The organism is Chloroflexus sp. MS-CIW-1 (genome assembly GCF_030444705.1).
GTDB lineage: Bacteria > Chloroflexota > Chloroflexia > Chloroflexales > Chloroflexaceae > Chloroflexus.
Map to the genome: position 1 here is coordinate 2542898 of NZ_JAUBWR010000001.1, position 22224 is coordinate 2565121.

Sequence of the window (22224 nt, forward strand, 5' to 3'; positions counted from 1 at the left end):
CATCATGTATGCGCTTGTGGCTTGCTATCATATTGACAACGATTTTCCTTGTCATACCTGGATCACGGCTAGAGCTGGCAATTGCTCCTGCTCAGCCACCGCCAATCCGCACGCCGGCATGTCCGCAAGCAACCTACGCCGATACCGCTGATCTGCTGGCGGTATTGCCACAGGCTAATTACGATTGTACCGAGCAAATCACGATTGCGCTGCGACCGCGCATCAATCTGGATGATGTTGACCGATTGTTGGATATTGCCACCAGCAGCACCTTTGATACTCGCACCCGTCGTAATGCCCTTCGCATTTTGGGGCGTCTGGCAGAGAGCCAACGAGCAACACGCGCTGCAGAACTTATGAAACAGTTTCGTGCGTCGCAGACTCAGACGGTGGCGATAGAGCTGCTCGAGCGCGAGTACGATAACTTTCTCTTACAAGATGCTGTATGGTTACTCGACAGCATCTACTATCCGAGCTGGCAAGCTGCACCGGCACTGACTCACATCGCGCTTAGCGACACCTATGCGCCAGCACTGCGCTATCGGGCCGCTCGCGCCCGCGCCCGCCTGATCGCCGCCGAGCGCGGTCTGATAAGCACAGCATCACGACAGTTTCTGATCGATGCCCTTCACAGTGCCGATCCCGGCGTCCGCACTGCTGCCGCCGAAGCGCTTAGCTTTCTCCGCGGTGATCAACTCGGCACCCTCGAACCCTGGCAGCAACTAGTAGCCGGTGTGATAGCTACCGCACCACCACTCGCGGTCGCCCAAGATGAGGGCGATCCGCGAGGAAAAGCACTTTTCACCTTCCTGGAGAGCAGCCCAACACCGCTGACTGCACACGCAGCACTGGCCCGCGCCGCCGATAGACTGGCCGGTGAATGGGCAACCGCACCCCGTTGGCATGCATTGAAAACCACTTATGAACAACTGGCCCTACCGGTTGAAGTTGCCACGACAACCGTCAAGCTACGCACCGGCCCAGCCGACACCACCGACAGCACAGAGCTGCTAACCATCGTCGCTCAGACCTATACACTGGCGCGGCAACTGCTTGGGACAGTCGGGGAAACTCCTATTCCTGGTGAGGAACAACAACCGCTACAGGTCTTGATCTTCCCCTCACAGGCAGCGTACCGCGACTATATGCGAGCCTTCACCCCTTTCACAGTCGATGTCGATGGCATCTACGATGCTGCCCAAGGCGTGCTCTACAGTTATCGACGCGGTGTCGGCCAGACTGCGAACTCACTATCTGAAACACTGCGGCATGAGACGAGTCATGCAGTGACCGCCGCTTATGTCTTTCCTGGTCATTGGCGTAGTCCTGGTTATCACCAGGAACCTAAAGGCTGGTTCGACGAAGGATTTGCCGAAGTTCTTGCCATCCAATCACAGCACGCTAGCAAATTACAACCGCATCCGCGCCACCTCGCTACCATCTGTGGCTTATCCCTGAAACCAGTGTTGGCCGATCTGGTGGCACGTCGTGAAGGTTACGATCAATACGGAACGTTCGATTATCCGGCAGCGTGGGCGCTGGTCTATTTTCTGCTAACCGAACGACCAACAGCTATCACGAATATGACAACAGCCTGGCGCACCGGCAATTACCGTTTGGCCGATTGGCCGCGACTAGGTGGTTGGCGTGATTGGGAGGCTGCCGAAGCTGATTGGCATGCGGCTATAGAGCGCTGGTGCACAGCGTAGGGGAGTGGTAGCGCAGGGACGTATACCGTAAGCGTGTGACAGTGCCACGCCTATTCGTTCATCGTATCTTCCCCTTACCGCTATGTATAATGCGCAATAACGATGATATACTTTCCAAAAGAACGTCGTGCTCGCCTTCGACATTCAGACCGACGAATCCATCTGCACCACGTATTATTCCTTTACTGTCATTTTTGCACGGTGTCAGGCAGTGGGTGCAGTGAGGAAGTAAGGAAACGCTCATGCCAGCGCTAGATATTCAGCATTTGCAGCAGCAGATCGAAGCAATGATTCACACTCAACCAGATATTCGTCTTGTCTACCTCTTCGGGTCGCAGGTAAGCGGTGAGACCGGACCGCTGAGTGACGTTGATCTGGCGGTTCTGCTCAGGCACGGAGTGTCAGTAATACAAACAATATCACAGCTCGAATATCTCTTTTCGCAACTACTGGACGGGAAGAAGATAGATGTAATTATTCTTAATCAGGCACCAATCGAATTAGCCTATGCTGTCATTGCGCAAGGCAAGATCGTGTACCAACACTCAATTGCCGAACGAATCGAGTATGAAGCAGAGGTTATGAGTCGTTACGGAGATTATCTCCCTTTTTTGCGAGCACAGCGCCAGGAGATCGTGAAAGGGACAGGCAATGAGCGTCGAGTTCAGCGGTATCGAGAGGCGCTTGGACGAACTCTACGAGCGCTTGGCTCGTCTGACACCGCTACGCAGTCGACCACAAACTGAGTTTATGAGTGATCCATACTTGCGCGACATTGTGGAGCGCAATTTAGAGGTAGCAGCGCAATGCTGTATCGACATCTGTCACCGGATTATCGCACTGGAAGGCGCCCAGAAACCGAGTAGCTATTATGAGGCAATTCTTCGGATGGGAGAACTAGGGATAGTATCTCCAGCATTCGCCAGGCGTCTTGCACCAATTGCAGGTTTGCGGAATATCCTGGTTCACGAGTATCTCACCGTGGATTGGAATGAGGTGTACGCGAGTCTAGCAAAACTAGACGATCTGGCTCACTTTGCGGATTTAATCCGCACATGGTTGAGCAATCGCAGCTCGATAAACCCATGATACAACTGCTCAAGATGTCTTTTTGCGATGTTCAAATGTGATCAAAAAACCGGGTTATTGATCATGCTCGCAGTGCCTATCCGAAAATCGGAAACTGAGTCTCCCTACTGGAGCGAAACTGGTATTTCTTACCGCTCACTCCAGAAGGGTGTTTCGGATCAAACCAATAGAGGGGCAGTTTCCGCAACGCCCCCTACTAGACGATGGGTATCGGATGCACAGATCGGCAATGCAGGTGGTTCATCATCACCTATGCCGTTCGATTCTGTAGGGATACGGCGCTGCCGTGTCTCTACTCGTCGGCCCTCGGGTACTATCTATCGATCTGTCAACCCACTAATGCCTGATGGATCATACATTCCGTGGTAGCATAGCACTACCACGCTCTAGTGCCCCCATCACGGCGAGGAGTCTCCCCTGTCGGGTTCTACCTTTACACGCCAGCCTGAGCCGCACCGTGGCTGGTTATGTAGGCATACGCCATTCGTGACGTATTCCACGCCAGACCAACCTCACCATTCGGTGTCAAGACAATAACGCCCCCACGACCACCGGCAACTAGTTCGGCTAACAGATGAATCCCGCGCTCGGCAGCCACCTGCGGCGGCAAACCATCTTCAAGTAGCTCAACCACTCTTCGCGCCAGGGCCACTCGTGTGATCGACTCGCCCCAACCGGTACATACTGCTGCACCAACAGGAGTTGCGTACAATCCACACCCAACCAGGGGAGTATCGCCGACCCGACCCGGCAGCTTAAACGGCGTGCCACCGGTTGAATTAGCCGCCACCAGATTTCCTTCGCGGTCAAGGGCAATCGCGCCGACAGTATCGTGACCACTGGTAGGAGGGGGTGGCAGAGCGCCCTTTTCTTTCCATTCGAGCCACAAGCGCCGTTCACGTTCCACAATCAGCTCGGCATTCTCGCAAAGGGGAATGCCAACCGTTGCCGCAAACTCCTCGGCGCCCGTGCCAACCAGCATCGTTGCCGGCCCCTGCAACACATAGCGCGCCAGCATGATCGGGTTGCGGATTCGGCGTAATCCGGCCACTGCACCGTAGCGCAGGGTTCGTCCATCCATCAGGGCAGCATCAAGTTCAACCGTACCGGCACTGGTCAATACTGATCCGGTACCGGCATCAAAGATCGGGTCATCCTCCATCACTCGTACTGCTACTTCAACCGCCTCGAGTGCACTACCACCGTTCTGAAGAACCTGCCAGCCAGCGGTACGAGCAGCAACACAGCCAGCAATATGGGCTGTTACCTGATCATCAGGAATAGCCCACGCGCCACCATGCACAATGATCGCCTGTGATGATTCCATTGCCACCGGTTCACCTGCTATTTCCTTACAAGCTGAAAACAAAAGCGCCGCCACAAGGCGGCGAATTGATGGTGGTGGAGCCAAGGGGATTCGAACCCCTGACCTCAACACTGCCAGTGTTGCGCTCTTCCAACTGAGCTATGGCCCCTTACCCTGGTGGAGGTGAGGGGATTCGAACCCCTGACCTCGACAGTGCGATTGTCGCGCTCTTCCAACTGAGCTACACCCCCGCGCTCACACCGTTTTATCTTACCACGACCGCAAAGGAATGTCAAACAATGCTCTTCCGCGTAACACGTTTGGTGCCCGTGCTGCACAGCTCATCTGTCCCCCTCACTTTCCCGTGCTCCCTTCTTCCACAAGGCGAGCGGAAGGGGAGCGAGTCGCCCACATAGGGATAAGAAGGTGGTGGGAGCGGGGGAATGTGCCTCTTTTACGCACCTTCTATCTCCCGTGCCAGTTGATAGGTCGCCAATACCTGAGCAACCAACTGTTGAGGTGCGAAGCGCTCACGCATTGCCCGTTGACCACCGGCTATCAATCGAGTACGTAACGCGGCATCATCAAGCACCCGCAGTATGGCGTTCGCTAACGCAGCCGCGTCGTTATAGGGCACGAGTAGCCCATCTTCACCATCGCGAATGAGTTCATTAATCACCGGGATGTCAGTGCTGATAACCGGTACACCAACGGCCATACCCTCCAGGATGGGCAGACCGAACCCCTCGTAGCGTGATGGAAAAGGTAAGATAGCGCTGGCCCGCAAGAGCGCCAGCTTCTGTTCTTCACTCAGAGTACCAAGAAAGTGCAGATTAGCAGCCACACCAGCCTTCTCGGCAAGACGTTGTAATTCGGTGCGCTGAGCCGGGTTATGAGTAACAAAGACAAAACTGGCTTGCGGGTAACGCGCAATCACTGCTGGCATCGCTGCCACCAGGAGATCGTAACCCTTACGCGGAGTTAGTTGTCCAATGTAAGGAATGATTGGTGGCGTTACATTCAACGCTAGCTCCGGTGATGGGCCGGTCATAAAATCCATGTCGAGCCAGAGCGGAATGACGGTCATTGGTTGCGTAAAACCGAGAGAACGCAGTACCTGCGCCTCATGATGTGAACAGGGAATGAAGGCAGTGACATCACGCAGGGGACGGTGAATGGCGTAGTTTCGCCAGTGATCACGCCAGTTTCCATCTTGCAATCCACGCCGGATGAGTTGCCGAAATGAGTAAATTAACCGTTCGGGGTGCACCGATGACTCATAAGGACGCTCACGGTCAGCAACCAGCCAACGATCATGATACGGGCCGAGCCAGGTCCACACTATCGGAATACCCCATCGGCGCAACCAACGCACCGCCTGCAAAGCCAATACGTTACGGGGGTGAATCACATGGGCAATGTCCGGGCGTGGTAGCGTCTCAAGGGCAGCAATGGTTTCATACCCAGGCCAGAGTTGCGGACGCACCCGTCGCACAATGATCCCGTCGATTTCCTCAACCCGTGCCGAAAGACCAAGATGTGGTTGATCGGGCTGCCAGTATGTGAGCGCCATCACTTCATGACCAGCAGCGACCAGAGCCTGACCTAACGTGCGTTCAGGCCAGTTCCGAAAATTGCGGCTGACGCCACCCAAACCAATAATCAGAATGCGCATACCGTGTTCACGAGATAGTCAATCCATTTGCGCCATCACGCATTCTGCCTGTAGAATCGGGAGCAGCGAATGCCGGTGCTCGTTCGTGTATCCGACTTCCGTACTTCCCCCGCTGGCAGAGAGGAATGTTGTTCTATTGTATCAAGCGTGTTGTTGTGCTGACTCTTGCAGCACTGCTCGATAGACTGCTTCAATCCGATCCACAATTGCCGGCCAGGCAAACTGTGCTGCCCAGACTGGTGCGGCGGCGGCAAGCGCTGCCCGTCGCACCGGATCGCTCAGTAACGAGTTTACCGCATTCGCCAGTGCTTCCGGATCACGCGGTGGGACCAGCAACCCGGTTTGACCATCGGCCACGACCTCAGGAAAGCCACCGAAACGAGTGGCCACAACCGGGAGACCACAGGCCTGTGCTTCAACCGGCCCAATCCCAAAGGTTTCACTCGCGTGGCTAGTTGCTACCAGCAGATCAACCGAGGCATAGAACGTTGGCAGTTGCTGTCTGGGTACATTCCCCAGAAAGCGTACCCGATTGACCAGCCCAAGCTCATACGCAAGCGCTGACAGGCGTGGCCGGTCTTCACCATCACCGGCAATCAATAGAATCGCATCGTCGATCTGGGTCAATGCCCGGATCGCCGTCTCAACTCCTTTCCACGGCTGCAACCGACCGACGAACAGCAATAACGGCGCGGTCGGCGGCAAAGCGAGACGTGTCCGCAGCGTTGGATCGGGTGGTTGCGGGTGAAACAGACTAGTATCGATCCCGTTGAAAACCACTTCCGGCGTAAAACCGTAGCGACGAGCGATGGTTTGGGCGTTGAAGCGTGAACAAGAAACGGCACCATCAACCTGGCGGGCCAGCCATCGGTCGCCACGGTAGAAGTCTTCGCCATGGCAACCAAGAATCACCCGTGCCCCACTGAGCCGTCGCGCCAGCAAAGCAGGCGCCAGATCATACGGTTTTTGCAAGTGAATAATCTGATACTTCCCACGTACCAGTGTTGGCAACGCGGCAACCGCCATTGTCAACCGCTCGAGAAGCTTGGCTTCAGCGTAGGCACGTCGTAGCGGCGGCAACGCTTGCCAAATCCGCCGTGAAATGTAGGGAAAGGTGTAGACACGGACTCCAGGCGCGGCCTCACGTCGTTGCCCGACCCCACCCAAAATATCAACCGCATGGCCTCTTTTCGCCAGCTCACGGGCCAGATCCCAGACAAAGCTCTCAACTCCGCCAATCTTGGTGGTCGTTGTCAGATTGTAAAGGGCAATACGCATAGACTACCAGATGGTGTAGAGCGTTAACTTCATAATGACAAAGAATGCCAGAGTCAGCCCTAGATAGATGATCAAACGCCAACGGAGTTGCGCCACTGAACCATCACCGAGCTGATAAGCAACCAGTACTGCCACGAACGGATAGGTGAACATCCAGATCCGTTCGACCTCGCGATTGAACAGACCACTCAGCCACATACCAAGCACCAACGCTCCTAACGCCCCCAACAATGCAGCCCAAAGTGGCTGCCAGCCTACTGTGATAGCCTTCAAAAAGAGACTACTCAGCGCCGCCAGTCCCCAAGGAGTAAGGAAAGCCAGATATGAAACCAGATTAGCAGCCGCAAACCGTAGATAGTAGTCGTAACTCGGTGGCAGAAATGGTGTAGGCGGTGGCCCATATTCGCGAAAACGACCCATCATTTCACCATTGATCTGGGTCGCAATGCGTGATGCGCTGATCACGTTGAAACCGGTAGCCATGAAGAGGATGAGGTAGATACCGATAATGATCCCAGCGGTTATTGCTCCCTGGCGGACAACCCCGACCAATACAGTACGCCAACCCATGTGCGGAATATAACGGGCGAGGGCAAAGCTGGCTGCGGCTACACCAAAGAAGAAGAGTTGCGTGGTTGCATAGGTCATAAACAGAGCCGCTGCGATGCACAGACCGGCCACTACTGCGAGCCATACCCGGTACGGCGGTTCAAGCGCGAGGAAAAATGCGGCTGCGCCAGCAGCAATGAGCAGGCTGAAAACGCCATCGAGTGACGTGACACCGTAGATCATCTGACCAGGCAACACTACGGCCAACATCCCGGCAGCCAGAGCTAGACGACTGCCACCGATCTGCCAACCCAGCCAGACCGCAACCAGCGGGATGAGGGCTGTCAGTCCGATAGTGATCCAACTGGTAGCAACTGCTCCTGGTCCAAATATCTGTTCGATTAGCCACAAAAACAAGATAGCGCCTGGCGGATGGGTACTACCGTGCACTGACAGTCTCGGTGCAATCGTCTCAAAGTTTGCCAGAAATCTAAGTGGATCACCGGCGACCTGCGGAGTATCGCGCAGATATTCATAAGGACTGTCCCGAAAGAGCGCAATCGGTGCATCTACACCATGAACGGTTATGTCAAATAAAACCGGTAATGCCAGTGCTCCGCCCAGCGTATAGATAACAACCAACCCTGCCGAGAGCGGACGGGTCAGCCACCGTAATCCAAGTGCAAACCAGCCGATGGCTAGCACGATTGGGACGAATACCCACCAGGTAAACGACGGGTCGATCCGCGACTTAAGCGGCCAGACCCCACGATGACCGCTGATTTGTTGTAAGAGCCAGAATGTGACCAATATGACCACACCCCAGAAGAGAGTAGCCAGCAACTCGTTAAACCGGTTCTGGCGAAGACGGCGAGAGCGGGTGACCAGTAATCCAGCTCCACCGAGCCAGATACCAACAACGGTTGGTAATGACCAGCGTAGCGTACCAACCCCAAACGGCACCAGACCACTGATCAGACTATACCCAACCAGACCAATGCCGACAGCAACCATCGTCGTTGCTACCAGAAGCGGCACGCCACTCAGATGGAGAATGGTCAGCCATCCCAGCGCCAGAGCAAGACCGATCGCCAGTGAAATTGGATCAGGGATCACCGGCGCAGCCGCCGGTAGTGGCTGTACCTCCAAGCCGTAGAACGGTACACCCAACCAGCGGGGATTGTTCGGATCACGCACTGCATTGCTCTGAATAGTGAGGCAGACAGGCGTAGCCGATTGTTGATCAACGCCGGTTAAGAGCGTATAACGGCGCAATTCTGGCGCCAGCGCTACTGTTACCGGTACTGCACGACCGGCAATCAGTGTCACCGTTTCTGTCCCAAGTGAGCGTGCATACGCCCCCGCCAACCGCACACTTACCAGACTACGTGATGCGTAGCCAACACCTTCAATGCACAACCGACTCTCGCCAGTTGTCCAACGAAAATCGCCAAATTCACTCGGTTCAACCTGGTTTAATCCAACCATAAGCCAGCGGCTGACACTCGCCGGCGCCAGGGTTAATGGCCGAGCAACGTTCGCCACTAACCAATTGACACCAACAATCAGCAGGGCGATTGTCAGGTATGCCATGAATCCTTGCAGCAGAGCGATTCTTTGGGCATGGTTTAGCACAAGCCATGGACGGATGATCACCGTCATCAGGCGTTGGTCGCCGCGTATCATGGTCAATCCTCAAATCAGGCGTTGCAGCAATTGGCGGAAGGGGATGCGCCACTGGAGCACTTGCGTGCGATCAGCTTGCTCCAATCCACCGAACAGGCGCAGGGCAACGAGAAAGCACAATGCGCCGATACCCGCCAACAGTAATAATTGGATAGCCAGCCCCAGGCGTGCGATCAGATCAACTGTTCCGGTTGGTACAACGATCAGGTCACGCAAGACAGCAACCACGATAGTCATTAGCACAGTCGCCCCGCTCACCCGAAAGGTAAAACGCCACGGCCAGCGCAGCCCCAGGAAACGCATACCGGCCAGCGTTACTACCAGACCGGCAGCTACTCGTGCCAGCCCGAAGGTCAGCGCCATCCCGATCAGGCCAAACTGGGCCGGAAGCCAGAATGCGAGCACCATCACCGTGAGTAATGCCACCAGTCGCGCAGCAATCACCACTTTGAGACGTTCATTGACCATCAGCGCATTATGAGCAGTGGTCAGCATACTCTCGCCAAACAGACATGGGGTCAATACCCACACGATTGGCGCAGCGTCGAAATATTGCGGACTGATGACCAGTAACGCCGGTGCAGCTAACAAGATTAAACCAACACCTCCCGGTACCATCAACAACAACTGCAAGCGGATCAGCGACTGGTACGCGCCATTGGTAGTGCCACCTTCACCCTGACGTACCCGCGTAAAGAGTGGTACCTGCACGCCGACTAACGGCGTGTAGAGATAGCTGAGCGACATACGCACCAGCAATGCACCGGCGGCCAGTAACGAAACATCACGAATATCACGGTTGAAAAAATTGATAAACTCAAAACTGGCAATGAAATCGGTTGCTGTCATTAAATACGAGACACCGGCATAGCGGATGAAGCCAGGCGGCAGGGCTTGCCATAAATCACGTAATCCGTCACGCAGATCGGCAAGCAGGCTTGCACGAGGTTCGCCGGTTAGACCAGACTGTAAACGCCAGACTTGCCAGCCAGCCAGCATCACGGCAATGGCCGGTGCAACAATCATCGCGATCAACACACCTGGAATATCCCAGCGGTCAGGGAGAACCAGGATGGCGATCACAACCAGCACCTGCGGGAGCAATCCGGCTACCAACGTAATACTGTTCCAGGCCTTTTGGCGAAAGAAGCTACTCAGTACCGCCATGAGCAAATCGTAGAGTGCTCCCAGCCCCAGCAAGATAACAATCGCTGCGATGATAAACCAGTGGAACTCGGCCACAAACTGGCTCAGCTCTGCTCGTGCAGCAGCTTCGACACTCACCTCACCGCGTAACAGACCCTGTAAATACGCTTCGATCTGACGGTGCGCCAGGGCTAAACCTGTGGCAATGATAACCAGAATCATCAACTGCAAGCTAGCGACCAGAAGAAACAGACGCCGTGCTGCCCGTGCGCCTCCGGTTCGTTCGGTTTCAGGAATATACTTCGGGAGAGCACGGGCAATCCCCAGATCGAGCGCAGTGCCGAACAGATTGCTGGCGCCACGTACCAGAGTAATGATACCGAAACCAGCCTGAGAAAGTTGATTAAGCTTAATCAGCGTGGCGATGACTTCAGCCAGTAATCGTAACGGTGCAAAGAGGGTATTCCACAACACCGCCTGCGACACCTGAGTCGCTAACGACGGACGCCGGATCGTCATACGCCCTCCTTGCGCAAATCTAGCTCGAACATACCGGCGTAGAAACGACGTTGCCAGCGATAGGCAGTCTGCTCAAGCCCGATCCGGCGCAACACGCGCCGCATCGCCCGTCGTAGTGGTTTTCGACTCGGCAACTGACCGGCCAGCAACGCCTGTTCTCGTAAATCGGTCACGGTAAAGCCCAATTGATTGCACAGACGCACCAGATCGTGGTAGTGAAAGTAGTGCATTTCGCTCAGCCGCTGCATATCACGAAAGGCAGCCCCTCGTTTCGTGCGGCCACGCAGCTCAATCACCAATTCAGCCAGTGGTCTAGGCAACCAGTTGATCCCTCGCATGTGGTAATGCGGATCGATCCAGGCCCGGCGATTAATTGCCGTTATCAACGCATGACCACCTGGCCGCAACACGCGGGCCAGTTCGCGTAAGACCGCAACGGGATCATTGACATGCTCGAGCACATCCCACGCGACTGCCAGATCAAACGCTGCATGGGGCAATGGTAAGGCTTCGCCGGCAGCATTGATAATCGGTAGAGACAACTGGTAACGCGCCGCCCGCAGCCGAATAATTCGACAATAGTCAGGGTTGTACTCGCACGCTGTAACCCGCGCCCCGGCCAGGGATGCGGCAACGGCAAAGCCGCCCATGCCGGCTCCCAGATCGAGGATACGTAGCGATTGCACTTCACCCATCACCCGCCGAACCTGGGCCAGGCGTTCGGTTTGATAACGCTCTTGATGTAACCGACGCTCACGCCACGCGCTAAAGTCACGGCGCCAGGTCATATGTTGGAGCCACGGATCAATCGCCGCAGCCAGTTGTTCATCGATCGTTTGACTTGGATCGCTCATACCGTCAAGACCCTAATTCTGTACCGGTGAAATACTGATTCGCATGATCCACAACCAGAGCGCACTTCCCAGCGAAAGCAAGAGCGTCGCAAGTACAAACAGTCGGCCCGCCTGGCGCTCCCACAGGCGTTCGGCAATAATCGCCCATGCCAGACAGATCAGGGGAATGAGATAGAACAGTTGCTTATCAACCATTGAAATGCGATAACCGGCCAGCAAGAAGAGCAGCGCAACCGTGCCCCAGGTTGAAGCAACCAGCCAGAGCAGCGGTCGTGAACGCATCGCCCAATAGCCCGGCAAGAAGAAGATCAGTGGAATAGCCAGGCCATAATACAGGTAGTGATTCGGCCAGATATGATAGCCAAGATGTGGCACAAATGACCATAGATATTCGAGGAATGGCGGTCGTGAAACACCAACCGTCTCCGGCCCACGGGTAAAGACCGTTGCCAGGTACGGCACTGTTCGCTCAACAATAGGAAGAAAATACTGTCCGTAGTAGATCGCGATTGCCAGCCCAAGAGCAGCGGCTGTCGCAACCCAGAGTGGAGGCAACCCTGCCAACAACGCCCGCCACTCGGCGCCGCGTCGCGCATTCAGCCAGACCAACAGCGTCAGAATAACCAGGAAGACACCAGTAAAGACACCGGTGACCGTGTAGACGAGAAAGGTAAGAACGAGCAGTGGAACAAACCAAACCTGGACTCGCCATTCACCGAGACGATCCCATGCCAGTAGAATCGCCGTCTGCACAAGCAGATTGAGCCACAGACCGGCCGAAGTCGGTACATTCCCCCAAATATGGAGCAAAAAGGTTACCGGTAGCACCGCATAGGTCACTCCGGCCAGCAGTGCCGTTCGCTGCGAAAAACCACCCTTGAGCGCAATTGCTGCGATCAGCACTACGCGCGACATATCCATCAGCAGGCTAACGAAATTCGCCGTCGTCTCCATCGGCCAGGGAAAGATCACGTAGCTTGTTGCCAGGATATGAAACCAGGGTGAATATGGAATCACCGGCGGGTTGCGTCCCCACTCGGCTACCGGCATTGTGGTCTCATTGAGCGGGCTATTCACACCATAGTAGAGCGGCAGCGCACCATCGAATATGATGCGGCGTGCTTTATCCATATGCCAGAAGACATCGATCCCGACAAAATAGGGGTAGAGCATGCCAATGCCTTTGAGCCAGAATCCGACCAGGAAGACGATCAACAGTGCGGCGGTAAACTCAGACGATACCGCCACCCCCGTCTGTCGAAACAACCAGTGCGTAAGTGGACGCATTAATAGCATTAATCCCAGACTCAGTACCGTCAATGCGGCTAGACGGTCGATCATTTGCCCACTGGGAAAGCGATAGCTGATGATTGCCCACCCTGCCATTGCTACAACCAGTGTCAGGCCGGCTGTTGCCCAACCGGTTGCATCGAGCCACCAACGTCGCTTGATGTCAACGGTCAGTAAGGCGAAACAGCCGAACAGACCGATAACGGTAAATAGTGCCAGGCCGATGGCGGCTGGAGGTGGGATCAAGACTGTCAACCACGAGCTATCGACGGGAGCAACCGAAATATCGGCAATCAGCACCCCTAACGGTCGTGGATCACGGTATGGCTCGGCTTGTAACGAAAGTCTCAGATCACCGCTCCCCATTAATGCCGCCGGGATCAGGAGTTGTAATCGTCGCATCTGCGGTTGTTCAGGCAAACGGGCCAGTTCAACCCCGTTTACTTGCAGCCGCGCATTCACCGGCGAACCATCAGGGTGGGCAACGACCGCATCGAGTCGCAAAATCCAGCTTCCCTGCCCTAGACGCGGAAACAATATCTCGCTCTGGTCGGTGCTCCAGCGATAAGTACGGGCAGGTGCCAATTCAACCGCTAACGGCACACCAGCAGGCGGTGTTTCGCCACCGACCAATGCTGAAACCAATTCAAAGGTCAGGGTCGGCGCTGCCGCAATATGGGCTGGAATCTTTACGAACATCTCACGCCCGTTCCGGCGCGGCATCTCGACACGCACGCCATTCACTGCTGCTGCCGACTCACGTTGCAAGATGATCGGATCAGCTTCCGGCCGTGCTTCAATCCGCGCCAGCCATACCCCCTTACGCTGACCAGGGATCGTTACCGTTGCCGCACCTGCCGGCCATTCAAATCGCTCAAATGGACCAGCCGCATCAATTTCACGGGCGTTAAAGCGCACCAGAAACGCGCCATCACGGTTATCGCCAATATCAACAAATACCGCTGGACGTACTGCGTAGCTCACGACGAGTACGGCAACCGTAACAATTGCCAGCCAGAGCATCGGCAGCACAACACCAGATACACGATGGGTCTGGAGATTGGTTATGATCTCAGTTCGTCGTTTTAAGAGTGAAGGTGTCATCGCATCGCCCAATATGTGCAGATAGCGCACATTCCTTGTTTTTCTCACCGCCGCATTGTACCACGTTCGTTGCCACGGCTTTGCGGATATGGGTTTGCAACGTTCGTTTCTGGCAGTGGTAATGGAAGGTGTAGAAAAATGAGCGTAGAGGGCACATACCAACCCCCTACAAGCTTTCGTTTTCCGTTATGGTAGAGGAAGGGATCGAGGACAATGAGGGGAAAGCTCACTCCACAAAAACTTTAGACGGCGGAAGTATAGCTTCCGCCGTCCATATGTGGAATGAGCAAGGTTCGCCGATTATGCCCATTCCTGCGCCGGCAGGGTCAGGTTCCAAACATGCCTCAGACGGCGTAATTGGCGTAGCACCCAATAGTGATGCACTACACTGCCACCAACTCAAATGACATCGCCCGGTGAGCGAAACGCATACAGAAAGCCCAAATGGTTGTGAACGGGATTAGGTGCAGTTCGCACGTGAAACCCTCTTTTTTGCAAATAGTCCACTAAATCGGCATGCGAAAACTTCGTTACTCCATCATGATACTCAAGGCAAATATGTCTAATTTTTCGCAACGTTGCCTCGCTTGCGCTGAAGAGAATATCGAATTCACCTCCCTCACAATCCATCTTCAGAAAATCGCAAACAGGAATCGCGTTTGTTTCCAGTACATCGTCAAGGCTCAGTCCTTTCACCGTTATCGAATGAACATGGCGCGAAGCGCTTGTCGTTGAATGTTGGACAGCAGTACCGATGGTGAAAAGAGTCATTGGTTCTGATGTTGCTCCAACAGCGGCAGGGAATGGGATCACATTTTTAGTTCCGTTCAATATGATATTTTCTTCCAATAAGCGAAAGGATTCGGGAAATGGTTCATAGGCATACACGTGACACGCTGGATGCTCATACGCGACGGAAACTGCAAAATCTCCGAGTCCTGCGCCAATATCGATAACGACCCACCCATTCTGGATAGGTGTCGCATGGGTTTCATAATCCCGGTCAAGACACGTCTCTTTGATGATCCAGACATCCATCACGTTGCGTACTTTGAATCGACAACCGTTTTTCAACATGATAATCGTCGGTTTTTTGGTTAATAATAAACCAAAGCATACATACCAGTTACGAATTTGGCCAAGAATAGTTGGTATTGACGACAGGTAGTATCGAAATCGAGCAATCATTCCTGCATCCTTATTGAAGATCATTGACAAGTCGAAGAAGGGCTTAATGCGAGTTCGGGCATACTCATGTACTTCCACCAATTATTAGCAACAGTATCTGATCCACAACCTTGTTTTGCCGGAATATGGCGAAACCAGAACTCAAGAAAACCGAGATGGTCACAATTCCAACGCGAGCATGTGATGGGTGTTACAACGTCCAGTGGGTTACTCAAGTTTGGATATTGAGCAAAATCATCGCAGTTCGATAAAACTGTTGCAGTATTTGCATAATCATAATCACGAGAGCCATTAGGTGGATAGTGAATGTTTCCACATCCACTGTAAGAATAATTGGGAGACAAGGCGCGAACGAGAGCAAAACGTTCCCAATTATGAGCCGTTCTATTTTGTTGCCAGCTTCCGTATACTTTAGTCATCGTTGACTCAACGCGATGACCAAAGTTATGAATGGCACTATCGAGACTACGCTCTGGACTTGGTCCCATTATTGGAATGAGTCGGTTACACGTATGTGGCCCCGGAACCGGTGGTGAATTATAAAAATACGCATTTGGTCCAACCAGTGTTGATTCGTAGAATCCAAACCATGGCCCGTTATATATCCATACTTCATCGATTTCCCCACGATTAGCACGTCCGCAAATATCGAAAACCGGTGAATTCACAATGGCGTTATAGTCTACGTTATCAGGGGTATGCGGTGGTACGGTTCCCCGAATAACGCCCAAATATTCTGCTTCGCTATAACGAAACCCATCAATTTTCCTCGGCCAGCCGTCTGTCACGACGGTAGTATACACTATTTCATAATTGAGCATACCACCTGTTACTCTGCGGAAGAACTCTACCGTCTCTTGCGTCAGAACAGTGTGGCTGTGCCAACGCAAGTACTCACTGAGGTGTTGACCATTACTTAAGAGTGGATCATACACAATGACATAAACTTTCCTGGTAATGACTTCAGCAGGTGCTTGCAAACGCATAACTATTGGAAGAAACGTCGTATTCAGTACATTGGTCAGAGGTATGCTATCAGAAGGTGCGAGTTGATTTTTATCGAAAGACAGACGAGTAAATACCGTTTCACCATTTGGCAAGGTTATTTGAAGACGACCTGGCCTGAGATGTTTGTGTTCGCCAACGATGGTTTTAATCTGTTCAACAATATCATCCTGTTCGATCAGTGTAGCAATTTGCAGTTCACGGATGTTTATAAAAAAATCTACTTCATGCAACCGAAATTCGCCGCAGGAGTCTGTCTCACCAAAACTACGTGCCGTTACCTGAGCAGTGATTCCCATCGAACGAAGTGACTGCTGAAGCTGATCTGCTTTCTCTGGAAAGAGCGGCCCGTGCGTCCATCGCCAGGCAGTTCCTGGTATACATTCCTCAGATACTGTTAAATTCTGAGCAGGTGTTGATAAGGATACCGATATTCCCAAGACTGCGTAGAGCGTTATACAGAACACAAGGATCAGACGTAAAAATCGCGGAATAAGAGTAATGCTGTTCATATAGTACTATCCCCCGTCTATATTTTATTTTTCTTTTTGCTACGATATATAGATGTGAGATGCGATTATCAAAATATCCGATACTGATTACCAGCACATTACCGTGCCTCAAACGAGATGGCGATACTAGCCTTTTAATTCCTCTCACCCCCGCCACTTCCTGTTACCGATTTGTTACCGCCGCGCAACCCGCACCTGCTACCCTTAACGGCAAATCCCCGGCGGTAAGCTGCGCATCTGCGCTATCGCGGCGGTGACGCCGCAGTTGACACATGGAAGTGATGAATCTTGGCGATTGGCTCGGTCGACGCGCCCAACTGTCACCGACCAGTGTGGCGTTGTTCGATGCCCAGCACGGTATGCGACCGATTACGTACCGTGAGTGGAATGAGACGGCAAATCGTACCGCTCATCTGCTGCGCGAGTTGGGAGTTTCGCGTGGTGATCGGGTGGCAACGCTGGCCCAAAATTGTGTTGATCTGCTCGATCTCTGGTTTGCATGCGCAAAACTGGGCGCAATTCTGCAACCACTGAACTGGCGGCTTACCATCCCTGAGTTGCGCGATCTGATTGCCGACGGCGAACCAAAAGTACTGGCGTATGGGCCTGAATACGCTGCGACGACGCTGGCCCTGCGCACTCAGACACCGTTCGTTGCCCATTGGCTGGCGATTGATGCGGCACCGCCAGCCGATCCGTCCGATCCGACTATCGATCAACGTGCCGGGTTGCCAGCTCAGTTCACACCAGTTCCCCTCAGTTGGGACGATCCGTGGGTGATTTGCTACACCGGTGGCAGTACCGGTACCCCTAAAGGCGCGATTCTCACCTACCGCAGTATTACTGCAAATGCTGTCAACACCGTTATGAGTTGGGGTCTTCGCCCTGATGATGTCGCGATCCTCAATGCACCCCTCTTTCATACCGGTGGGCTGAATGTCTTTACAGCGCCATTGGTTCAGATTGGCGGCGCCTCGATTGTGTGCCGTACCTTCAATGTCGATCAGGTTTTTGATCTAATTGACCACGGACCGGCAACGCTCTTTTTTGGTGTGCCAACCATGTTTATCGCTATGCAGCAGCATCCGCGCTGGCCGACAGTTGATTTTAGCCGGATGCGGATCGTCATTAGCGGTGGCGCCCCATGCCCTGAACCGGTCTTCCATGCCTTCTGGGAGCGCGGCATTGATTTCAAGACCGGTTATGGTCTGACGGAGGCAGGGCCAAATACCTTTTGGCTGCCGCCTGAACTGGTGCGGGTGAAGCCAGGAGCCGTTGGCTATCCATTGATGTTTATCGATCTGCGCGTCGTTGCCGCCGATGGCCGTGAGTGTGGGCCTGATGAAATCGGTGAGTTGCAAATCCGTGGCCCGCATGTCTGCGCTGGTTACTGGTGTAAGCCGGCTGAAACAGCGGCGGCCTTCGTCGATGGCTGGCTGCGGACTGGCGATCTAGCTTGCTTTGATGCTGATGGTTGCTATCGGATTGTCGGGCGGTTGAAAGATGTGATTATCTCCGGCGGTGAAAACATCTATCCGGCAGAGGTGGAGAGTGTTCTGGCCGCCCATCCGGCTGTGGCCGAAGTTGCATTGGTTGGCATGCCCGATCCGCACTGGGGTGAAGTTGGCTGGGCGGCGGTGGTCGTGCGTCCTGATCGGGACTTTTCTGACCAGGAATTGCTGAGTTTCGCAGGTCTGCGCCTGGCCCGGTATAAGCTACCGAAACGGATTGTGACCTTACCCGAATTACCCAAGACCGGTGCCGGTAAGATCGATAAGCAGGCTCTGAAGCGGATGTTTCAACAGTTGCAATAACAGAGCGGAGATACATATGAGTAAGATTCCCACCTTGCCCGGTATTACGTCAACGATGGTCGCGACCAGTCGTATCCAAATGCACGTTTTGAGCAGTGGCCCAGAGGCTGGTGAACCGGTGCTCTTCATTCATGGTAATGCTTCGTCGGCCACCTTCTGGGAAGAGACGATGCTCGCATTACCAGATGGTTTTCGGGCGATTGCACCCGATCTGCGGGGCTATGGCGAAACCGAAGACCTACTCATTAACGCGACTCGTGGCTGCGGTGATTGGGTCGATGATTTGCTGGCGTTACTCGATACGCTAGGGATCAACCGTTGTCATGCGGTTGGTCATTCGCTAGGTGGAGTTGTGCTCTTCAATCTGATTGCCACAGCGCCCCAGCGGATCAAAACGGCTACGCTGGTTGCAACCGGTTCTCCCTACGGTTTCGGGGGGTGTAAAGGGTTGAACGGTGAACTCTGCTGGCCCGATGGTGCCGGATCAGGTGGTGGTACGGTCAATCAGGCATTTGTTGAACGGATGGCTGCCGGTGATACAACCGAAGAAGCAGGGCCGGCAGCGCCGCGGGTTGTGATGAACACATACTACTGGAAACCGCCGTTCCGTCCGGCCCGCGAAGAGGCGCTGTTGGCCTCAATGTTGAGCGAGAAGGTTGGCCCACAACGTTACCCTGGCGATTTCAAAGCCTCACCAAACTGGCCAGGGGTCGCACCAGGAGTCTGGGGACCGATCAACGCGATCTCACCGCTCTACGTTGGCGATGCGGTTGAACGCTTTATCGCCGCTGATCCCAAGCCGCCGATTCTCTGGATACGCGGCGCCGATGATCAGATCGTCAGCGATATGTCGTTGTTCGATGTTGGCACACTCGGTCAGCTCGGTGTCCTGCCGAACTGGCCCGGCGCAGAAGTCCATCCGCCACAGCCGATGATCGGTCAGACGCGGGCCGTACTCGAGCGTTATGCCGCAGCCGGAGGCCGATTCCGCGAACTGGTCTTCGCCGAGTGTGGTCATACACCGTATATCGAGCATCCTGATCAGTTCAACGCTGCGTTCCACGAGCATCTCCGCAATGGGTAGGAATAGGTTTCGCAGCGGCGTGCTGGGAAACAGCAGCACGCCACAAAGTCGGGCAAAAGTGTGAAAGGGTTAGCTATGCCAACGATACAGGCTGGAGACCTTAACGTACACTACCTCGACGTCGGCGATGGCGAGCCGATTATCTTCGTACACGGAAACTGGGCCAGTAGTGGCTGGTGGCTGCGTGTGCTCGAACGGCTGCCTGTCGGCTACCGGGGCCTGGCCCCTGACCTACGTGGTCGTGGGGCTACGCAAGGCCCAGATAGCGACTATCGGATGTCATCAATGGCTGCCGATCTGTGGCGATTTACCGATGCTCTTGGGATCGAGCGCTGCCATCTGGTCGGTCACTCGCTGGGTGCAGCTATTGTCTTGCAGGCGGCTCTCGATCAACCCGGCCGGGTCATCACGCTTGCCGTGCTCGCACCTCCGTGGGTTGATGGGATGCCGGACGAGGTCTATCAACCTGATCGCCAGCAATTGCTGAAAGATAACCCCGACTTCTTTGCCCAGGCGATTAAGGCAATGGCGCCCACTGCTCCCGAAGACGACCTGTGGCGTGAATTAGTCACTATCGGCCACAGTCAGCGGCTCAGCGCAGCCAACGGCGCCATCGATGCCTTGCGCGAGTGGAAACCGGGTGATCGGTTACGCACGATTGGGGTACCAGCGTTGGTGATGGGCGGCGAACTTGATCCACTGGTCACCACTGAAACGGTACGTCGGGCGGCTGAAGCGCTTGGGGTTGAACCGCAGATTATTCCAGGCGTTGGTCATTCGGCGAATCTGGAAGCGCCTGATCGCTTTCTGGCCTTGCTCGTGCCGCATCTGGCTCAGGCTCGTTCTTCCTGAAGGGAATACTGACAATGGATATGCTCCCGGTAGGTACACGCTATCAGCGAACACACACGATCACGCAGGCGGAAATCAATCGCTTTGCAGTGATCAGTGGTGATACGAACCCAATCCATATCGATCCGGTTGTCGCAGCTACTAGCCGTTTCGGTCGCACGATTGCCCACGGTATGCTGCTCTACGGCCATATCCGAGCAGCACTACGGATACTGGCGCCACAGGCAGTACAGCGAACGCAAACACTCAGCTTTACTAATCCGGTCTTTGCTGACGATCAGGTAACGATTGAGGTAGAAGTGATAGAACGACAGGAAACTACAATCCGCTGTGCGGTGAGTGTTACCCGTCAAGACAGAAAGATGGCCTGTAGCGGGGAAACAGAACTAGAGATAAGGGCATGAATGACGCAGTTACCATGGTTACCCATAGCCCGATTGTGACGCTCACGCTCAACCAACCCGCACGGCAGAATCGGCTAAACCCGGATCTGTTGACAATCCTGTTACGTCGTCTCACCGAAGTACGCCAGCATCACGGTTTACGAGCTGTTGTGATACAGGCGAACGGTGAGTCCTTTTCAGAAGGCACCGATCTGGCTGAACTGGTTGCTCAGATCGATCGCGTTGCCTATGCCGACTACGTGCTCAGGCTGTTGCATCAGGTTATGCTTGCGTGCATCGAGTTGCCGGTTCCGCTGATTGCCGCCGTGCAAGGGCCGGTTAGTGGGAGTGCTATCGGGTTAGTGTTAGTAGCCGATGTCGTTCTGGTAACACCTAAAACCCGTTTTACTTCCCATGCCACAACCCTCGGTCTGTGTCCGGAAGGCGGTTGGACTGTCCTGTTACCCCGCTTGATCGGCCATCGCCGCACCACTGAAATCCTCCTCCTCGAACGTTCGATCACGGCCGAGGAAGCGGTTGCATGGGGATTAGCCAATCGGCTTGTGGCCAATGGTCATCTTACAGAAGAGGCACAGGCGCTGGCCTACCAGATCGCTACCCAGATGCCGGGAAGTGTAGCCTGTACTCGCCACTTGCTCTGGGCCGAACGTGATCGGATTATCGCCGAACTGCATCGCGAACGGGAACTATTTTGCACCCACATTCGGTCGGTTGAGGCTGATATTGGGTTACAAGCGTTTCAAGATCGCCAGCGGGCGATTGCACCTACGGAGAACGCATGATGAGGCCACTGACCATAGGAATGCAGGCAAGTGTGCAGCGAGTTATTGATCAACAACTGGTAGACGAATATGCAGCCCTCTGTGGCGATCAGCCCCTGCATACCGTGCCCGAACCACTCATTGGCGCACTCTTTTCGCAAGTGCTGGGAGTTGAACTTCCTGGCGCCGGATCTGTTTATCTCCGCCAACTGTTCACTTTTCTTGATGTTGCACAGGTTGGAGAGACATTAACCGCTACGGTTACCATCACCCACATTCGACCCGATAAGCCCCTGGTCACGCTGCGTACTACCTGTACTGGCAGTGACAACCGCCTGATCGTGGATGGCGAGGCGCTGGTGATGGTACCACAATCGTGAATTGTCACTATGTTCGGGC

General features: G+C 54.3%; 18 protein-coding genes and 2 tRNA genes. 9 read left to right on the forward strand and 11 right to left on the reverse strand.

Going from position 1 to position 22224, the window contains the following annotated elements; genetic code table 11:
- Nucleotides 1–8 precede the first annotated feature (8 nt).
- From QTO31_RS10050 to hepT, 3 genes are all read left to right on the forward strand, one after another.
- Nucleotides 9–1709, forward strand: coding sequence for a collagenase (locus QTO31_RS10050; protein ID WP_301428971.1), 1701 nt, complete (start codon nt 9–11; stop codon nt 1707–1709).
- 242 nt (nt 1710–1951) lie between these two features.
- A complete protein-coding gene (gene mntA / locus QTO31_RS10055; RefSeq protein ID WP_236631142.1) occupies nt 1952–2455 on the forward strand; it encodes a type VII toxin-antitoxin system MntA family adenylyltransferase antitoxin in 504 nt (167 codons plus the stop codon).
- Nucleotides 2361–2798, forward strand: coding sequence for a type VII toxin-antitoxin system HepT family RNase toxin (gene hepT, locus QTO31_RS10060; protein WP_035419056.1), 438 nt, complete (start codon nt 2361–2363; stop codon nt 2796–2798). Before mntA ends, hepT begins: the two co-directional genes overlap by 95 nt.
- Nucleotides 2799–3231: 433 nt before the next feature.
- Here hepT and QTO31_RS10065 read toward each other — a convergent pair whose 3' ends face one another.
- The 11 genes from QTO31_RS10065 to QTO31_RS10115 form a co-directional block, all read right to left on the reverse strand.
- A complete protein-coding gene (locus tag QTO31_RS10065) occupies nt 3232–4125 on the reverse strand; it encodes an isoaspartyl peptidase/L-asparaginase family protein (protein WP_301428972.1) in 894 nt (297 codons plus the stop codon).
- Nucleotides 4126–4197: 72 nt separating this feature from the next.
- Nucleotides 4198–4273 (reverse strand) — tRNA-Ala (locus QTO31_RS10070).
- Nucleotides 4274–4279: 6 nt separating this feature from the next.
- A tRNA-Ala gene (locus QTO31_RS10075) sits at nt 4280–4355 on the reverse strand.
- A 203-nt stretch (nt 4356–4558) separates the two neighbouring features.
- On the reverse strand, nt 4559–5779 hold the full coding sequence (locus QTO31_RS10080; RefSeq protein WP_301428973.1) for a glycosyltransferase family 4 protein: 1221 nt from the start codon (nt 5777–5779) through the stop codon (nt 4559–4561).
- Between the two features lie 141 nt (nt 5780–5920).
- Nucleotides 5921–7057: a glycosyltransferase family 4 protein gene (locus tag QTO31_RS10085; RefSeq protein ID WP_301428974.1), complete on the reverse strand. Its 1137-nt coding sequence runs from the start codon at nt 7055–7057 to the stop codon at nt 5921–5923.
- 3 nt (nt 7058–7060) lie between these two features.
- Nucleotides 7061–9292: a hypothetical protein gene (locus tag QTO31_RS10090; protein WP_301428975.1), complete on the reverse strand. Its 2232-nt coding sequence runs from the start codon at nt 9290–9292 to the stop codon at nt 7061–7063.
- Between the two features lie 9 nt (nt 9293–9301).
- The gene (locus QTO31_RS10095; protein WP_301428976.1) at nt 9302–10957 is read right to left on the reverse strand and encodes a polysaccharide biosynthesis C-terminal domain-containing protein; all 1656 of its coding nucleotides are present in this window, start codon (nt 10955–10957) and stop codon (nt 9302–9304) included.
- Entirely contained in the window at nt 10954–11811 is an 858-nt protein-coding gene (locus QTO31_RS10100) for a class I SAM-dependent methyltransferase (protein WP_301428977.1), read from the reverse strand. Before QTO31_RS10100 ends, QTO31_RS10095 begins: the two co-directional genes overlap by 4 nt.
- A 12-nt stretch (nt 11812–11823) precedes the next feature.
- On the reverse strand, nt 11824–14235 hold the full coding sequence (locus tag QTO31_RS10105) for a hypothetical protein (RefSeq protein ID WP_301428978.1): 2412 nt from the start codon (nt 14233–14235) through the stop codon (nt 11824–11826).
- Nucleotides 14236–14604: 369 nt separating this feature from the next.
- Nucleotides 14605–15393: an FkbM family methyltransferase gene (locus QTO31_RS10110; protein WP_301428979.1), complete on the reverse strand. Its 789-nt coding sequence runs from the start codon at nt 15391–15393 to the stop codon at nt 14605–14607.
- 20 nt (nt 15394–15413) lie between these two features.
- Entirely contained in the window at nt 15414–16910 is a 1497-nt protein-coding gene (locus QTO31_RS10115; protein ID WP_301428980.1) for a hypothetical protein, read from the reverse strand.
- A 272-nt stretch (nt 16911–17182) separates the two neighbouring features.
- On the opposite strand from QTO31_RS10115, the gene QTO31_RS10120 reads away from it, so the two are divergent.
- The 6 genes from QTO31_RS10120 to QTO31_RS10145 all read left to right on the forward strand — a co-directional run bounded on the left by QTO31_RS10120 (nt 17183) and on the right by QTO31_RS10145 (nt 22205).
- On the forward strand, nt 17183–18724 hold the full coding sequence (locus QTO31_RS10120; protein ID WP_301428981.1) for an acyl-CoA synthetase: 1542 nt from the start codon (nt 17183–17185) through the stop codon (nt 18722–18724).
- A gap of 16 nt (nt 18725–18740) precedes the next feature.
- A complete protein-coding gene (locus tag QTO31_RS10125) occupies nt 18741–19808 on the forward strand; it encodes an alpha/beta fold hydrolase (protein ID WP_301428982.1) in 1068 nt (355 codons plus the stop codon).
- Nucleotides 19809–19883: 75 nt separating this feature from the next.
- Nucleotides 19884–20660 (forward strand): alpha/beta fold hydrolase, encoded by a 777-nt coding sequence (locus QTO31_RS10130; protein ID WP_301428983.1) that lies wholly within the window; start codon nt 19884–19886, stop codon nt 20658–20660.
- Nucleotides 20661–20674: 14 nt separating this feature from the next.
- Nucleotides 20675–21064: a MaoC family dehydratase gene (locus QTO31_RS10135; protein WP_301428984.1), complete on the forward strand. Its 390-nt coding sequence runs from the start codon at nt 20675–20677 to the stop codon at nt 21062–21064.
- Nucleotides 21061–21846: an enoyl-CoA hydratase/isomerase family protein gene (locus tag QTO31_RS10140; RefSeq protein ID WP_301428985.1), complete on the forward strand. Its 786-nt coding sequence runs from the start codon at nt 21061–21063 to the stop codon at nt 21844–21846. Before QTO31_RS10135 ends, QTO31_RS10140 begins: the two co-directional genes overlap by 4 nt.
- Nucleotides 21843–22205 (forward strand): hypothetical protein, encoded by a 363-nt coding sequence (locus QTO31_RS10145; protein ID WP_301428986.1) that lies wholly within the window; start codon nt 21843–21845, stop codon nt 22203–22205. The genes QTO31_RS10140 and QTO31_RS10145 overlap by 4 nt, the downstream gene beginning before the upstream one ends.
- Nucleotides 22206–22224: the final 19 nt, after the last annotated feature.

Coding starts and splice junctions, on each gene's coding strand:
- QTO31_RS10125 (WP_301428982.1), top strand. CDS start 18,741: ATGAGTAAGATTCCCACCTTGCCCGGTATTACGTCAACGATGGTCGCG.
- QTO31_RS10115 (WP_301428980.1), bottom strand. CDS start 16,910: ATGAACAGCATTACTCTTATTCCGCGATTTTTACGTCTGATCCTTGTG.
- hepT (WP_035419056.1), top strand. CDS start 2,361: ATGAGCGTCGAGTTCAGCGGTATCGAGAGGCGCTTGGACGAACTCTAC.
- QTO31_RS10095 (WP_301428976.1), bottom strand. CDS start 10,957: ATGACGATCCGGCGTCCGTCGTTAGCGACTCAGGTGTCGCAGGCGGTG.
- QTO31_RS10090 (WP_301428975.1), bottom strand. CDS start 9,292: ATGATACGCGGCGACCAACGCCTGATGACGGTGATCATCCGTCCATGG.
- QTO31_RS10140 (WP_301428985.1), top strand. CDS start 21,061: ATGAATGACGCAGTTACCATGGTTACCCATAGCCCGATTGTGACGCTC.
- QTO31_RS10120 (WP_301428981.1), top strand. CDS start 17,183: ATGGAAGTGATGAATCTTGGCGATTGGCTCGGTCGACGCGCCCAACTG.
- QTO31_RS10130 (WP_301428983.1), top strand. CDS start 19,884: ATGCCAACGATACAGGCTGGAGACCTTAACGTACACTACCTCGACGTC.
- QTO31_RS10050 (WP_301428971.1), top strand. CDS start 9: ATGCGCTTGTGGCTTGCTATCATATTGACAACGATTTTCCTTGTCATA.
- QTO31_RS10065 (WP_301428972.1), bottom strand. CDS start 4,125: ATGGAATCATCACAGGCGATCATTGTGCATGGTGGCGCGTGGGCTATT.
- QTO31_RS10100 (WP_301428977.1), bottom strand. CDS start 11,811: ATGAGCGATCCAAGTCAAACGATCGATGAACAACTGGCTGCGGCGATT.
- QTO31_RS10145 (WP_301428986.1), top strand. CDS start 21,843: ATGATGAGGCCACTGACCATAGGAATGCAGGCAAGTGTGCAGCGAGTT.
- QTO31_RS10080 (WP_301428973.1), bottom strand. CDS start 5,779: ATGCGCATTCTGATTATTGGTTTGGGTGGCGTCAGCCGCAATTTTCGG.
- QTO31_RS10135 (WP_301428984.1), top strand. CDS start 20,675: ATGGATATGCTCCCGGTAGGTACACGCTATCAGCGAACACACACGATC.
- QTO31_RS10110 (WP_301428979.1), bottom strand. CDS start 15,393: ATGATTGCTCGATTTCGATACTACCTGTCGTCAATACCAACTATTCTT.
- QTO31_RS10085 (WP_301428974.1), bottom strand. CDS start 7,057: ATGCGTATTGCCCTTTACAATCTGACAACGACCACCAAGATTGGCGGA.
- mntA (WP_236631142.1), top strand. CDS start 1,952: ATGCCAGCGCTAGATATTCAGCATTTGCAGCAGCAGATCGAAGCAATG.